The sequence below is a fragment of the Priestia sp. 10L35 genome (genome assembly GCF_056395685.1).
The window spans coordinates 22676-36924 of sequence record NZ_JBFTKA010000017.1 but is presented as its reverse complement, the minus strand read 5'-3'; the positions used below and the strand labels follow the sequence as shown (position 1 = coordinate 36924).

11 protein-coding genes, 17 tRNA genes and 1 rRNA gene are annotated in these 14249 nt (G+C 39.0%); 26 read left to right on the top strand and 3 right to left on the bottom strand.

Annotated features, from left to right (window positions below):
• Positions 1–33 precede the first annotated feature (33 nt).
• The 18 genes from rrf (at position 34) to AC1DEF_RS27400 (ending at position 1811) form a co-directional block, all read left to right on the top strand.
• A 5S ribosomal RNA gene (gene rrf, locus AC1DEF_RS27485) occupies positions 34–149 on the top strand.
• Between the two features lie 9 nt (positions 150–158).
• Positions 159–233, top strand: a tRNA-Asn gene (locus AC1DEF_RS27480).
• A 3-nt stretch (positions 234–236) separates the two neighbouring features.
• Positions 237–328 (top strand) — tRNA-Ser (locus tag AC1DEF_RS27475).
• Positions 329–349: 21 nt separating this feature from the next.
• A tRNA-Glu gene (locus AC1DEF_RS27470) sits at positions 350–424 on the top strand.
• Positions 425–447: 23 nt separating this feature from the next.
• A tRNA-Val gene (locus AC1DEF_RS27465) sits at positions 448–523 on the top strand.
• Between the two features lie 11 nt (positions 524–534).
• Positions 535–611 (top strand) — tRNA-Met (locus tag AC1DEF_RS27460).
• Between the two features lie 3 nt (positions 612–614).
• Positions 615–690: transfer RNA gene (locus tag AC1DEF_RS27455), tRNA-Asp, on the top strand.
• A 15-nt stretch (positions 691–705) separates the two neighbouring features.
• A tRNA-Phe gene (locus tag AC1DEF_RS27450) sits at positions 706–781 on the top strand.
• Between the two features lie 25 nt (positions 782–806).
• Positions 807–882 (top strand) — tRNA-Thr (locus AC1DEF_RS27445).
• Between the two features lie 10 nt (positions 883–892).
• Positions 893–976 (top strand) — tRNA-Tyr (locus AC1DEF_RS27440).
• Between the two features lie 5 nt (positions 977–981).
• Positions 982–1055, top strand: a tRNA-Trp gene (locus tag AC1DEF_RS27435).
• A gap of 30 nt (positions 1056–1085) precedes the next feature.
• Positions 1086–1161: transfer RNA gene (locus AC1DEF_RS27430), tRNA-His, on the top strand.
• Positions 1162–1189: 28 nt separating this feature from the next.
• Positions 1190–1264 (top strand) — tRNA-Gln (locus tag AC1DEF_RS27425).
• Between the two features lie 5 nt (positions 1265–1269).
• A tRNA-Gly gene (locus AC1DEF_RS27420) sits at positions 1270–1344 on the top strand.
• A gap of 32 nt (positions 1345–1376) precedes the next feature.
• Positions 1377–1450, top strand: a tRNA-Cys gene (locus AC1DEF_RS27415).
• A 14-nt stretch (positions 1451–1464) separates the two neighbouring features.
• A tRNA-Leu gene (locus AC1DEF_RS27410) sits at positions 1465–1553 on the top strand.
• A 30-nt stretch (positions 1554–1583) separates the two neighbouring features.
• Positions 1584–1665, top strand: a tRNA-Leu gene (locus tag AC1DEF_RS27405).
• Positions 1666–1737: 72 nt separating this feature from the next.
• Positions 1738–1811: transfer RNA gene (locus tag AC1DEF_RS27400), tRNA-Gly, on the top strand.
• Positions 1812–1926: 115 nt separating this feature from the next.
• Here AC1DEF_RS27400 and AC1DEF_RS27395 read toward each other — a convergent pair.
• Positions 1927–2592: a B3/B4 domain-containing protein gene (locus AC1DEF_RS27395; protein ID WP_097824839.1), complete on the bottom strand. Its 666-nt coding sequence runs from the start codon at positions 2590–2592 to the stop codon at positions 1927–1929.
• A gap of 129 nt (positions 2593–2721) precedes the next feature.
• Here AC1DEF_RS27395 and queG point away from each other — a divergent pair, with 129 nt between their 5' ends.
• The 8 genes from queG to AC1DEF_RS27355 all read left to right on the top strand — a co-directional run bounded on the left by queG (position 2722) and on the right by AC1DEF_RS27355 (position 12105).
• Positions 2722–3858 carry a tRNA epoxyqueuosine(34) reductase QueG gene (gene queG / locus AC1DEF_RS27390; RefSeq protein WP_097824838.1) on the top strand — a complete coding sequence of 379 codons (1137 nt, stop codon included), beginning with the start codon at positions 2722–2724 and terminating at the stop codon, positions 3856–3858.
• A gap of 72 nt (positions 3859–3930) precedes the next feature.
• The gene (locus tag AC1DEF_RS27385) at positions 3931–4818 is read left to right on the top strand and encodes an amidase domain-containing protein (protein ID WP_097824837.1); all 888 of its coding nucleotides are present in this window, start codon (positions 3931–3933) and stop codon (positions 4816–4818) included.
• Between the two features lie 64 nt (positions 4819–4882).
• Positions 4883–5356 (top strand): tRNA (uridine(34)/cytosine(34)/5-carboxymethylaminomethyluridine(34)-2'-O)-methyltransferase TrmL, encoded by a 474-nt coding sequence (trmL, locus tag AC1DEF_RS27380; protein WP_016762878.1) that lies wholly within the window; start codon positions 4883–4885, stop codon positions 5354–5356.
• 458 nt (positions 5357–5814) lie between these two features.
• Positions 5815–7710: a PrkA family serine protein kinase gene (locus AC1DEF_RS27375; RefSeq protein ID WP_013055179.1), complete on the top strand. Its 1896-nt coding sequence runs from the start codon at positions 5815–5817 to the stop codon at positions 7708–7710.
• Positions 7711–8034: 324 nt separating this feature from the next.
• The gene (yhbH, locus tag AC1DEF_RS27370; protein ID WP_013055180.1) at positions 8035–9213 is read left to right on the top strand and encodes a sporulation protein YhbH; all 1179 of its coding nucleotides are present in this window, start codon (positions 8035–8037) and stop codon (positions 9211–9213) included.
• 104 nt (positions 9214–9317) lie between these two features.
• Entirely contained in the window at positions 9318–10349 is a 1032-nt protein-coding gene (locus AC1DEF_RS27365; RefSeq protein WP_097824836.1) for a DUF3231 family protein, read from the top strand.
• 87 nt (positions 10350–10436) lie between these two features.
• Positions 10437–11390: a cation diffusion facilitator family transporter gene (locus tag AC1DEF_RS27360; protein ID WP_016762881.1), complete on the top strand. Its 954-nt coding sequence runs from the start codon at positions 10437–10439 to the stop codon at positions 11388–11390.
• A gap of 259 nt (positions 11391–11649) precedes the next feature.
• Positions 11650–12105 (top strand): VanZ family protein, encoded by a 456-nt coding sequence (locus AC1DEF_RS27355; protein ID WP_228459479.1) that lies wholly within the window; start codon positions 11650–11652, stop codon positions 12103–12105.
• A gap of 113 nt (positions 12106–12218) precedes the next feature.
• On the opposite strand, the gene AC1DEF_RS27350 is transcribed toward AC1DEF_RS27355, so the two are convergent.
• Positions 12219–12407, bottom strand: a complete 189-nt coding sequence (locus AC1DEF_RS27350; RefSeq protein WP_034654651.1) for a hypothetical protein — start codon at positions 12405–12407, stop codon at positions 12219–12221.
• Positions 12385–14154 carry a phosphomethylpyrimidine synthase ThiC gene (gene thiC / locus AC1DEF_RS27345; protein ID WP_043978116.1) on the bottom strand — a complete coding sequence of 590 codons (1770 nt, stop codon included), beginning with the start codon at positions 14152–14154 and terminating at the stop codon, positions 12385–12387. The genes AC1DEF_RS27350 and thiC overlap by 23 nt, the downstream gene beginning before the upstream one ends.
• Between the last annotated feature and the right edge of the window lie 95 nt (positions 14155–14249).

Here is a 14249-nt window from a genome sequence, read left to right as displayed (position 1 = left end):
CTTTCTTTATCAAATCATGTATAATATAATATGTCTGGTGGCGATAGCGAAGAGGTCACACCCGTTCCCATACCGAACACGGAAGTTAAGCTCTTTAGCGCCAATGGTAGTTGGGACTTTGTCCCTGTGAGAGTAGGACGTTGCCAGGCTGTTATTATTCCACAGTAGCTCAGTGGTAGAGCTATCGGCTGTTAACCGATCGGTCGTAGGTTCGAGTCCTACCTGTGGAGCCATTTGGAGAGCTGTCCGAGTGGCCGAAGGAGCACGATTGGAAATCGTGTAGGCGGTTAACGCTGTCTCAAGGGTTCAAATCCCTTGCTCTCCGCCATTTTTATTTAATTAGCACAGTGGCCCGTTGGTCAAGCGGTTAAGACACCGCCCTTTCACGGCGGTAACACGGGTTCGAATCCCGTACGGGTCACCATTTATTTTTATCTACATAATAACGGAGGATTAGCTCAGCTGGGAGAGCACCTGCCTTACAAGCAGGGGGTCGGCGGTTCGATCCCGTCATCCTCCACCATATATTATCATCGCGGGGTGGAGCAGTTCGGTAGCTCGTCGGGCTCATAACCCGAAGGTCGCAGGTTCAAATCCTGTCCCCGCAACCAAGTGGTCCCGTGGTGTAGCGGTTAACATGCCTGCCTGTCACGCAGGAGATCGCGGGTTCGATTCCCGTCGGGACCGCCACTTTAAATTTAATAAGGCTCGGTAGCTCAGTTGGTAGAGCAAAGGACTGAAAATCCTTGTGTCGGCGGTTCGATTCCGTCCCGAGCCACCATTTTAAAAACAGTTGTTTTTAAAATGCCGGTGTAGCTCAACTGGTAGAGCAACTGACTTGTAATCAGTAGGTTGGGGGTTCAAGTCCTCTTGCCGGCACCACAGTTATTGTGGAGGGGTAGCGAAGTGGCTAAACGCGGCGGACTGTAAATCCGCTCCTTCGGGTTCGGCAGTTCGAATCTGCCCCCCTCCACCATTTACAGGGGCATAGTTTAAAGGTAGAACTACGGTCTCCAAAACCGTCAGTGTGGGTTCGATTCCTACTGCCCCTGCCAATTATAAAAATAACATTGCATATATACGTGGCGATTGTGGCGAAGTGGTTAACGCACCGGATTGTGGTTCCGGCATTCGTGGGTTCGATTCCCATCAGTCGCCCCATTTATAAACGATATGCATGTTCCAATATTGGGCTATCGCCAAGCGGTAAGGCAACGGATTTTGATTCCGTCATGCGTTGGTTCGAATCCAGCTAGCCCAGCCATATATGCGGAAGTAGTTCAGTGGTAGAACACCACCTTGCCAAGGTGGGGGTCGCGAGTTCGAACCTCGTCTTCCGCTCCAATTTTAATAAAGTTATTTAGTCTTGAGTAAATGGCGGCATAGCCAAGTGGTAAGGCAGAGGTCTGCAAAACCTTTATCACCGGTTCAAATCCGGTTGCCGCCTCCATTTATTTACAAGCTGCCGGGGTGGTGGAATTGGCAGACACACAGGACTTAAAATCCTGCGGTAGGTGACTACCGTGCCGGTTCAAGTCCGGCCCTCGGCACCATTTATAATTTTAACTTGCCTTTTTTATTTTGCCGATGTGGCGGAATTGGCAGACGCGCACGACTCAAAATCGTGTTCCTTCGGGAGTGTCGGTTCGACCCCGACCATCGGTACTTTAGCTTTACTTGACAGGGTGATTCCTGTTTTTATTTTTACTTATCGGTCGACAAATTTTGATAATATTTGCGGGTGTAGTTTAGTGGTAAAACCTCAGCCTTCCAAGCTGATGTCGTGAGTTCGATTCTCATCACCCGCTCCATACATATTGTTATCACAACGCAGTGTCTCGCTTTCAAAGCTGAGATGTTGCGTTTTTTATTTTTAGCGTAAATATAGCGTCTATCTTGAAAAGATAGACGCTATATTTACGTACATCAGTTAATGACTTGATAGGTGGCTTCGCCGCCGTGAATTTGAATGAACATGTCACTTAGGGATTTAGTTAGTTTATAAGCCTGTTCTTCTGAAAGTGAAGGCTTTAAATAAATGAACTGTACAGCTTGTGTTGTCTTTTCAGTTACGTACGCTCGGTTAGAATCGACATAAGGGCTTCCGAAAGCTCCTAGGGTATCTTTTGAAATAATTTTATTTTCTAAAGAAATATTACGTTCATTTAGAGCTTCATAAGACTCTTCTTTTTTACCGATAGTAAATTCGATGGGGCCTTCTAAATTAGAGGAGTCATAAATTCCAATTGGGACTTCATATTGCAATGAAAAAAAGTTATTAATGTCCACAGCAGAATTGATAGAAGGCAAATACGTTTGTTTTCCAATTCTTCTAATTAAAGCTTCTATAGAAGGACGGTATTTACTTGGATCAGTTCCAAATGTTTTGAAAAGCTTTCTCCACTCGCTAACACCTTCGAATTCTGTTACTTTTTTTGACTCAAGGTCAAAATAAATGGATTCTTGAAAGAGGCGCAGACGTCCTTTTAGCATTTGAGGAGAATTACCAACTTCAATATTTTTATACTGAATGATTCCCATTTTAAAAGAAGGGCAAAGCTGTTTAATAGCGGGCGATAATGTAAAGTTCATTTTTTTGATCCTTTCTATTATAATTAGTATTTGTTCGTTTATAGATACCATCCTATCATTTCATTGAGTGAGAAAACAGTTCAATGCATGAATATATAGAATTTCTTAGAAAGGAGGCCATTACTCACTATGAATGCGTATCAGTTGAAGGAAGAAATTATTTCATACAGCAAAGAGATTGGAATCGATAAGATTGGATTTGCGAGTGCTTCTATGTTTGATGAGTTAAAGAATCGATTGTTAGCACAGCAAGAGTTAGGTTATGCTTCAGGCTTTGAAGAACCTGATATTGAAAAGAGAGTAGATCCCACATTAGTTGTTCCAAAAGCTAGATCGATTATTTCAATTGCACTTGCGTATCCTTCTAAATTAAAGGATGCACCAAAGAGCACAAAGGAAGATCGCCGTGGAATCTTTTGCCGTGCTTCTTGGGGGCAAGATTATCATACGGTTCTACGTGATAGGCTTCAAAAGCTTGAAACCTTCATAAAAGAAAAAGTACCTGCAGCTATCCTTCAATCAATGGTAGACACAGGTGAGCTGTCGGACCGAGCTGTAGCAGAAAGAGCTGGTATTGGCTGGAGCGGTAAGAACTGTGCCATTATTACACCTGAATTCGGTTCCTACGTGTATTTAGGAGAAATGATTACAGATATCCCGTTTCCTCCTGATAAACCGATAGAGGACGGTTGTGGTACTTGTAATAAGTGTGTTGATGCGTGTCCTACGGGTGCGCTTGTAACAGGCGGTCAGCTGAATTCGCAGCGATGCATTGCCTTTTTAACCCAAACAAAAGGATTTTTAGCTGAAGAATTTCGAAGTAAATTAGGCAATCGTTTATATGGCTGTGATACATGTCAAACTGTGTGTCCTGAAAATAAAGGAAAAGACTTTCATTTTCACCCTGAGATGGAGCCTGACCCAGAACTTGCGAAGCCTAAATTAAAACCGCTCTTAACGATGAGTAATCGTGAGTTCAAAGAGAAATTTGGACATGTTTCAGGTTCTTGGAGAGGGAAAAAGCCAATTCAGCGTAATGCCATTATTGCACTGGCCCATTTTAAAGATCAAACCGCCGTTCCAGATTTAATTGAGTTGATTAAAAATGACGTTCGCCCTGTCATTCGAGGAACAGCGGCATGGGCGTTAGGCAAAATTGGCGATAAAGAAGCGTTAGATACACTTATGAACTTAAGAGAAAAAGAAAAGGAACAAGAAGTAATTGAAGAAATGTCAAAAGGTATAGAGATGCTTCAAGAGATCTAAACCGTATTTTTATTGATAAAGTTAGCTAATGAGTCATAGCGTATAATAAACGCTTAGAAAAGTGGTGACATTATGCTAACAAAAAGGAATGTATTATATACTTTAATTAAAGCGCGTGCGGACAGCTATGTAAAAGGTGAGCTTCATGAAGACTTTAAGCCTTTCATTGAACATCAGTGTGAGCTAAAGCGGTCTCTTATAAAAAAAAGAGAAGTTGATGTTTTAAAATGTAATATGAAAGGTTCTATTCAATCTGCTCATACGGATCAGGAAGAAACAAGAGTATTATATAAGGTGCACATTCAGGCATTTTTAAAACAAAACGATTTTTTCTATATAGAAGAAGAAATTGAAGATCGTTTAGCTCTTTTTTATAAAGATACGCTTATTCAAGATGAGCTGCTGGTAAAGGGTTTTTCTGAAGATGAGGTTGAAATGGATGTAGAAGAAGTAGAGGAAGACGAAGAAAGAGCCTCTTATTATGATCGTCTTGCGGCTGTTCAGTATGCAGAAAAACATTGGGATAAACCTAATGAAAGTTATAAGCAGTTTGAGGTAAACTGCACCAACTATATTTCACAGTGTTTGCATGCAGGAAAGGCGCCGATGCGGGGATATCCTAAAAAAGCAAACGGATGGTGGATGAGAGGGAACGCCTGGAGCTATAGCTGGGCAGTTGCTCATTCCATGCACAGCTATTTAAGTAACTCCAAATCAGGACTTCGGGCTGTGAGGAAATCTTCAGCAAGCGAACTTGTCCCGGGAGACGTTATCTGCTACGATTTTGAAGGAGATGGAAGATGGAATCATACGACGATTGTTGTAGCAAAAGACGGTCACGGTATGCCTCTTGTGAATGCGAACACGTATAATAGTCGAATGAGATATTGGGCTTATGAAGATTCAACGGCTTACACGCCAAAGATTAAGTATGATTTTTTCCATATCGTTGATCGGTAAGTCTTTCGTTTTAGCAAGTTAGTGGTATAATGATGAATAGATTTGTTAGCAGAGGTGAAAATTTGTGGGAGTACACGTAGTGTTATTTCAACCAGAAATTCCAGCAAATACAGGAAATATTGCGCGAACATGTGCAGCAACAAATACGACGCTGCATTTAGTTCGTCCGTTAGGCTTTTCAACAGATGATAAAATGTTAAAGCGAGCTGGATTGGATTATTGGGAATTTGTAAATGTGGTGTATCATGATTCATTAGAGGAAGTATTCGAAAAGTATCCTGAAGCAGGTTTCTACTTCATCACAAAATTTGGTCAGCAGCCACATACAACATTTGATTATAGTGACTTAGAGCAGGATCATTTCTTCGTATTTGGAAGAGAAACAAAGGGTCTGCCAAAGCACATTATTGAAGAGAACATGGAAAGATGTCTTCGTTTACCGATGACAGAAAATGTTCGTTCTTTAAATTTATCTAATACAGCAGCTATTTTAATCTATGAAGCGCTGCGTCAACAAAATTATGCTGGTTTATCTTAAGTAAAAAGCGAGGTTCAATTTTTATTGAACCTCGCTTTTTTATTTATGTCGACGATGATATGTAGTGGTTATTTTTTAACGCCCGGTTTATCATTGTATCCCGCTCTGAAGATGGATGCTAAAAAAGCAATTGTTACTCCTAATACTAAAAGTAAGCGCATTGATTTTCCTCCTCAATCTAATTAAAAGGATTATATAGCTACTGCAGTTAAAACCGACTTCCCATATCTCATGATGATAATAATGACAAAATAACTCTTCTAGAGACATAAGTTCTCTAACAAAGTTTAGCCGTTCCTTCTTACTCTTTTATTATAGCTAATAAATACTTTACTGTGAATGCCTAGCAAGGACAAATTTCTGAATTTTACAATTTAAAAAGCATGTTCAAACATTTTGCTGCATAGATTGTATTAATCTTGTTCACTAGCACCATAACTAGTAGGGGAGGTCCTTTAATGGATATATTAAAGAAAGTTGAAAGATACCGCGAAGAAGAGAATCGTCTTAAGTGGGAAGGGACATTTGAAGAGTACCTAAAGCTGATTAAAGATGAGCCTTTAATTGCTCAGCCTGCACACTCTAGAGTATACAACATGATAAAGGATGCAGGAATTGAAGAGGTAAATGGTAAAAGACATTATAAATTTTTCAGTGGACAAATGTTTGGACTTGAAGATTCGCTAGAACGCTTGGTGGAAGAATATTTTCATCCAGCTGCAAAGCGCTTAGATGTTCGTAAACGTATTTTACTTTTAATGGGTCCAGTAAGTGGTGGTAAATCGACGCTAGTGACCATGTTAAAAAGAGGGCTTGAAGCTTATTCGCTTACTGATCGAGGAGCTGTTTACGCTATTAAAGGATGCCCAATGCATGAAGATCCGCTGCATTTAATTCCACATCATTTACGTAAAGACTTCTTTGAAGAGTATGGTATCCGAATCGAAGGAAACTTATCTCCTTTAAATACAATGCGATTAGAGGAAGAGTATGGCGGCAGAATTGAAGACGTCATTATCGAACGCATTTTCTTCTCAGAGGACAAACGAACTGGAATTGGAACGTTCAGTCCTTCTGATCCGAAATCTCAAGACATTGCCGACCTAACAGGAAGCATTGACTTTTCAACAATTGCAGAGTATGGATCTGAGTCAGATCCGCGTGCTTACCGCTTTGACGGAGAGCTTAATAAAGCAAACCGGGGAATGATGGAGTTCCAGGAGATGTTAAAATGTGATGAGAAGTTTTTATGGCATTTACTCTCTTTAACCCAAGAAGGAAACTTTAAAGCAGGAAGATTTGCTTTAATTAGTGCAGACGAATTAATCGTAGCGCATACAAATGAAACAGAGTATCGCTCGTTTATTTCCAATAAGAAAAATGAAGCTTTGCATTCACGAATTATTGTAATGCCTGTTCCATATAACTTAAAAGTGAGTGATGAGGAAAAAATTTATGACAAAATGATTCGTGAAAGTGACGTATCAGATGTTCATATTGCCCCTCATACGTTACGTATTGCGTCTATCTTTACTACATTAACGAGATTAAAAGAGCCTAAAAAAGGCGATATCGATTTATTAAAGAAAATGCGCCTATACGACGGTCAATCTGTAGAAGGCTATAACGATGCAGACGTAGAAGAGTTACAAAAAGAGTATACGGATGAAGGAATGAGCGGTATTGATCCTCGTTATGTCATTAATCGCATTTCATCTACCATCATTCGAAAAGATATTAAATCAATCAATGCATTAGATGTACTGCGTTCATTGAAAGAAGGGCTAGCACAGCATGCATCTATTTCTGCTGAGGATCGAGAGCGTTACCTGAATTATATTTCTCTGGCGCGTAAAGAATATGATGAAATTGCTAAAAAAGAAGTGCAAAAAGCGTTCGTTTATTCGTATGAAGAGTCCGCTAAAACATTAATGGATAATTATTTAGATAATGTCGAAGCATACTGCAACAAAAATAAGCTTCGTGATCCGCTAACAGGAGAAGAGTTAAATCCAGATGATAAATTAATGCGTTCAATTGAAGAACAAATTGGTATTTCAGAAAATGCAAAAAAAGCATTCCGCGAAGAAATCTTAATTCGTATTTCGGCTTATGCACGTAAAGGAAAACGATTTGATTATAATTCCCATGAGCGCTTACGCGAAGCCATTCAGAAAAAATTGTTTGCGGATTTAAAAGACGTAGTGAAAATTACAACGTCCACTAAAACACCAGATGAGCAGCAGCTGAAGAAAGTAAATGAAGTAGTGGCTCGATTGATTGATGAGCATGGATACAATTCAGTATCTGCTAATGAACTGCTGCGCTATGTAGGAAGTTTGTTAAATCGATAACTCAGTACTAACAAGAAAACATGGCACTTCCGATCTGTGCCATGTTTTTCTTATCTCTTAAAATAAACTCTGCATAATTAGGCTAATGTGTAGTACGCATTGCACTTAACCATCATATGATAAGTCATAAACATATACATGACACTAGACACTATAAAATGAATAGTTAATAGTGAAAGAATTAGTTAGCAAGTATACCATTCTTGCGCATAGGATAAGAGTAACCAACCTTTGAACTAAAGGTATTTGTCAGAAACTTTCGGTATAGCTTATGCATGCCGAGTAAAAATGTGCAGGTGTTTTTTAAATAAGGAGGGGAATAGCGTGGGAAAAGAAGTAGATAAAAGTTTTGCTGTCTCAAAAGAAGACTGGTCCCTCCATCGTAAAGGCCACGATGATCAAAAAAGACATCAAGAAAAAATTAAAGAAGCAATTAAAAATAATTTACCGGATTTAATTACAGAAGAAAATATCGTGATGTCCAATGGAAGAGAAGTTGTTAAAATTCCGATCAAATCATTGGATGAATATCGAATTCGGTACAATTATGATAAAAACAAACATGTGGGTCAAGGTGATGGAGACAGTAAAGTTGGGGATGTAGTAGCACGTGATGGATCTGCTGGAGATGGTCAAAAAGGAGCAGGAAAAGGTCAAGGAGCAGGGGACCAGGCTGGAGAAGACTACTTTGAAGCAGAAGTGTCTCTTATGGAGCTTCAAGAGGCTTTATTTGCTCAATTAGAACTGCCTAATCTCCAGCGAAAAGAATCTGATCAAATTGTTGTGGAGCACATTGAGTTTAATGATATACGACGTACAGGTTTGATGGGGAATATCGATAAAAAACGAACGATGATGAGTGCTTACAAGCGAAACGCAATGACAGGAAAGGCTGCTTTTCATCCTATTTACCCGGAGGATTTAAAATTCAAAACGTGGAATGAAGTTATAAAGCCAGAATCGAAAGCAGTCGTCTTAGCTATGATGGATACGAGCGGTTCGATGGGCATATGGGAAAAGTATATGGCAAGAAGCTTTTTCTTTTGGATGACACGCTTTTTACGTACGAAATATGAAACAGTGGAAATTGAATTTATTGCGCATCATACAGAGGCAAAAGTAGTATCAGAAGAAGACTTTTTCTCTAAAGGAGAAAGCGGAGGAACTATCTGTTCATCTGCTTACCGAAAAGCGCTTGAATTAATTAACCAAAAGTATGATCCGAGCCGCTATAATATTTACCCGTTTCATTTTTCAGATGGCGATAACTTAACTTCAGATAACGCAAGGTGTGTAAAGTTAGTAAATGAATTAATGAAAGTGTCAAATATGTTTGGATATGGGGAAGTGAATCAGTACAATCGACATTCCACTTTAATGTCTGCGTACAAAAATATTCAAGACGAAAGTTTTAGACACTTTATTTTAAAACAAAAATCAGACGTTTTTCACGCGATGAAAAGCTTTTTTAGAAAAGAAACAGAAGACCAGAAATATGCTTAACCTAAAAGGCCTAGACTTGTTATCTAGGTCTTTTTTATGCGGTTTATTCAGCGCTTCTTTGGAGATAGTAAAAGTACGACTTTATCCAAAAGGAGAATAAGTGAATGAACGAAAATATAAAGAGCGAAATGCAAAAACATCAACAAAATCAGCGGTTGAACGCAGCTGAGTTAGGTTACTTATGGGCGCAATATTTAGGCGATACGCTGTATGTATGTGTTCTTGGGTATTTTCTATCTGTTGTAAAAGATGCCGAGATTAAGGAGCTCTTAAAAAAAGCCCATCAGATTTCACAAACTCATGTAGACGAATTGACGGAATTATTCAGTTCGGAAAAAATTCCAATACCAGTAGGTTTTGGGGAACAAGATGTGAACAAAGGAGTTCCTGCTTTATTTGATGATATTTTTATGGCTATTTATGTAAATGAAATGGCAATTGGAGGTATGAAAAAATATGCCAGAGCCCTAAGCGCAGTGAGAAGGCAAGATATTTATGATCACCTGTCTCGGTGTGTAAAAGAAAGCGACAGTCTTTTAGAGGATTCTAACCACGTTATTTTAAGAAAAAGCATGCTAATGAGACCTCCGGTTATTCCTTATCCTGTAAAAGTGAATTTTGTGGATCATAAAACGTTTATATCACCATTTTTCTCTCAAATGCATCCTCTAACTTCTTTGGAGGTTACGGCTATTCAAGAAATTGTTAATACAAATGTATTAGGTAAAACGCTGATGCTGGCCTTTAGTCAAGTAGCTACCACACAAAAATTACGCTCTTATTTTTTTGATGGAGTCAAGCTTGCGAGTAAGCAAATCAAGCACTTTACCGAGTTACTGTCTGAAGCTGATTTACCAAGTCCGCGTCTGCTTGATGCGTATGTAACCAACTCAACGATTTCACCGTTTTCAGATAAACTGATGATGTATCATACTTCCACAGCGGTGACGATCGCTATTGATAACTGCGGTGCTGGCTTGTCTATGTCGTTCCGTTCGGATGTAGCAGTAGAATTTTCTCAGCTAATTGGACGTATAGGAAAGTACGGAAAAGCTGGAATTCGGATTATGATTGAGCAAGGTTGGATGGAAGAACCTCCAATGGCAACAGACCGTAAGAAGTTGGCGGAGAAATAATAAGGAGCATGTTGTGGGTTATCAGTAATTTTGCGGTACTGAAACATATATAGCTAAGCGAAAATAGATTGCTCTAGACCCACTTGAATGAGCAGTGATAAGATAAAAAAGCTGATTTTTCAAGAAGTAAGTCGAGGTGTGCAAATGAACAACAGTATAAGGGAGTCCATTGCGAAAAAAGTAGCATGGATTAGCGTATGGAGCAATATTGCTCTTACGCTAGGAAAAGTAATAGTAGGATGGATTGGAAATAGTGATGCTGTATTTGCTGATGGTATTCACTCTGCAGCGGACGTATTTGCCTCTATTATTGTCTTATTGGTTATACGAGTAGCAAATAAACCAGCAGATGATGACCATCCATATGGACATGGAAAAGCAGAAGTGATTGTCTCAGGAATCGTAGGAATTATTTTATTGCTTGTATCATTTTATGTGGTATTTGAAGGAGTCGTTGGTTTATTCCATCCGGTTGAATCTCCAAATATTTTAGCCATGTGGATTGCTGTTATTTCATACATAGCAAAGGTATTGTTGTACCGTTATTCTTTAAACGTAGCGAAGCAGCACCACAGTAAGGCAATTGAGGCAATTGCTTTTGATCATAAAGCAGATATTGTTGCTTCTATTGCAGCGGCAATTGGTGTTTTATTATCGATTATTGGTGATAAAATGGATGTTCAACTGCTGTTATACGGAGATAAAATAGCAAGTATATTTGTTGCTTATTTAATTTTTAACATTGCCAGACAAATGATGGGAGAGTCTTTTCAAATCTTAATGGAAGGCAATATTGATGAAGAGCTACTGAAAGAACTTGAAGAAAGCATTTATGAATTTGAAGATGTGAAGCGGATTGATCGCGTTCGAGCAAGAGAACATGGCCATTACATATTAGTGGATGTACGTATTTCAATTGACCACTTTAAAACAATTAAGGAAGGTCATGATTTAGGACGAGAAATCAAAGCAACACTTATGAAAAAACATGATAATATTCAGGAAGTATTAATCCATTTGAATCCTTATTATCCAGATTAAATAAGAAGCAGCGAAGTGTTACTCGCTGCTTCTTATTATTTATATATGTAGAAATTAATGAAATGAGTAGCATAAAATAATGAGGATTTTTATTTATAAAGAATCAAGTTTAATAAAATTGTATAAAGGGAATTGTATTTATTTATTGATGTGATAGGATAAAAAAGCATGTAAATGCATTCACTACGAATGAAAGCAGTGGACGGGTACATATAGATAATAATAAATGGTTTTGGGAGTCAAAGAAGGTGATGTTGAAGTGAATGTAAGCATCAGGTCAATCGTTAAAAAAGTCATGTTCATTCTATTTATTGCGTATACGGCAGTGGTCATTTATGCTACTCTCATACGGGAAAACGAACATGTTTACGGAAAAGCAATGAACTTGGATTTATTTAGCACGATCCGTCTGATGTGGGACAGCGGGAATATAATGCTCACTCTGACAAATATACTGGGGAATATCGTGATGTTTGCGCCGCTTGGAATGTTTATTCCTTTGTTTATGAAGTGGTTTGACGGTTTTATTCAAGTGTTTACGACAGGTTTCTTAATCAGTTTTCTGATTGAAATTTTACAGTACAAGCTAACGGAACGAGTATTTGATATTGATGATATCTTTTTGAATACGCTAGGTACATTTATAGGCTGGGTTATTATTAAAATACTATATTGGGTCAAGAACGTGCTGAAAGCACGTTTCAAAAAAAGATAAAGAGATGGAGACATAACTGAATCAATAGCTAGAAAGCAGCTACAGATATGAAGTCTACGTTTACCATCACAATGAAAAGATCCGAACGATGAATCGTTCGGATTTTTCTTCAACTAAAATATTTCTGGCTCAGCTTTTGCTTCTTGCTGATAGAAACACTTAATGCAGCGTCTTACGGAAGAATGTGAGGATTCAACGATAATGTGCTGACAATTTTGCTGAACAAATAATAACTTTCTTTCAAGCTGCTTAATTTGTTCTTTAAGCTGTTCTACTTCATTATTGATAGATATTTGAACCACTGTTAACAAACTCTTTAGCTTTTTCTTTCATTCCTTCTTTTCTTACTTCGTTTACATCTTTTTCATTTTCTTGAGCCATGTTACGAATATCTTGAGAAATACGCATCGAACAGAATTTAGGTCCACACATTGAACAGAAATGGGCTGTTTTAGCACCTTCAGCGGGAAGTGTTTCATCGTGATATTCTTTTGCGCGCTCTGGATCTAGTGACAGGTTAAATTGATCATTCCATCTAAATTCAAATCTTGCTTTAGACAGCGCGTTATCGCGTTTTTGTGCTCCTGGATGGCCTTTTGCTAGGTCAGCGGCATGCGCAGCAATTTTATAGGTGATAACGCCTTCTCGAACGTCTTCTTTATTTGGCAGACCTAAATGTTCTTTTGGCGTTACGTAGCAAAGCATAGCTGTCCCAAACCAGCCAATCATTGCAGCCCCGATACCTGATGTAATATGGTCATAGCCTGGAGCGATGTCGGTTGTAAGCGGTCCAAGAGTATAGAAGGGAGCTTCTTGGCATATTTCCATTTGTTTATCTACGTTTTCTTTGATGAGGTGCATAGGGACATGTCCAGGGCCTTCAATCATAACTTGAACATCGTGTTTCCAAGCAATTTTAGTTAGTTCACCAAGCGTTTCTAATTCACCGAACTGTGCCTCATCATTAGCATCTGCAATGGAACCAGGACGCAGCCCATCGCCAAGCGAAATAGAAATATCGTATGCTTTACAGATTTCACAGATTTCTTCAAAGCGAGTATATAAAAAGTTCTCTTCATGATGAGCTAAACACCACTGCGCCAAGATGGATCCTCCGCGTGAAACAATACCTGTCGTACGTTTCGCTGTTAGAGGAATATAGCGTAAAAGAACACCTGCGTGAATAGTAAAGTAATCAACACCTTGCTCCGCTTGTTCAATTAATGTATCGCGATATGCTTCCCACGTTAGATCTTCTGCAACACCTTTTACTTTTTCAAGCGCTTGGTAAATAGGAACAGTCCCTACAGGAACAGGCGAGTTGCGGATAATCCATTCGCGCGTTGTGTGGATATCCTTTCCTGTTGATAAATCCATAATTGTATCGGCTCCCCAACGCGTTGCCCATGTCATTTTTTCTACTTCATCTTCAATAGCTGAACGAATAGCTGAATTTCCGATATTAGCATTGATTTTTACGTGGAATTTGCGGCCGATAATCATCGGTTCACTCTCAGGGTGATTGATATTATTAGGGATAATGGCACGTCCTCTTGCTACTTCTTCACGCACGACTTCAGGATCCATCTGTTCACGAATAGCGATAAATTCCATTTCGGGCGTGATGATTCCTTTTTTCGCATAGTGCATTTGCGTTACATTTTGATTTTTTTTCGCGCGCAAAGGTAAACGATTAGTGATAAAGCGCTCGTACTGATCTCTTGGATCACCATCATAATAACCGTTATCCTGTGGCTGAACCGTACGGCCTTGATATGTTTCTACATCGTTTCGTTCTGCAATCCACTTTTCGCGCAGAGCCGGTAATCCTTTTTGTAAATTAATTTCATAACAGGGATCTGTATAAACACCACTCGTGTCGTATACACGTACGGGATTATTTTCTTCTTCCCCAAAAGATCCTGTAGTAGGAGACTGATGGATTTCACGCATAGGCACTTTAAGATCTTCTCTGGATCCTTGGACATATACTTTGTGACTGTTTGGAAAAGGCTTTTTCATAGAAACTGATACATTTTGTTTTGACATTACATATTCCTCCGGTTTCGCATAAAGTGTAGCTATACCGAACCATAAAAAAATCGGGTTCTGTGATAGACAGAACCCGATGGAATAGGCGAAAA

Excerpts from the sequence above, each read along its gene's own strand:
- AC1DEF_RS27375 (WP_013055179.1), top strand. The coding sequence starts at position 5,815 with ATGGATATATTAAAGAAAGTTGAAAGATACCGCGAAGAAGAGAATCGT.
- thiC (WP_043978116.1), bottom strand. The coding sequence starts at position 14,154 with ATGTCAAAACAAAATGTATCAGTTTCTATGAAAAAGCCTTTTCCAAAC.
- AC1DEF_RS27365 (WP_097824836.1), top strand. The coding sequence starts at position 9,318 with ATGAACGAAAATATAAAGAGCGAAATGCAAAAACATCAACAAAATCAG.
- AC1DEF_RS27385 (WP_097824837.1), top strand. The coding sequence starts at position 3,931 with ATGCTAACAAAAAGGAATGTATTATATACTTTAATTAAAGCGCGTGCG.
- AC1DEF_RS27395 (WP_097824839.1), bottom strand. The coding sequence starts at position 2,592 with ATGAACTTTACATTATCGCCCGCTATTAAACAGCTTTGCCCTTCTTTT.
- queG (WP_097824838.1), top strand. The coding sequence starts at position 2,722 with ATGAATGCGTATCAGTTGAAGGAAGAAATTATTTCATACAGCAAAGAG.
- AC1DEF_RS27360 (WP_016762881.1), top strand. The coding sequence starts at position 10,437 with ATGAGCAGTGATAAGATAAAAAAGCTGATTTTTCAAGAAGTAAGTCGA.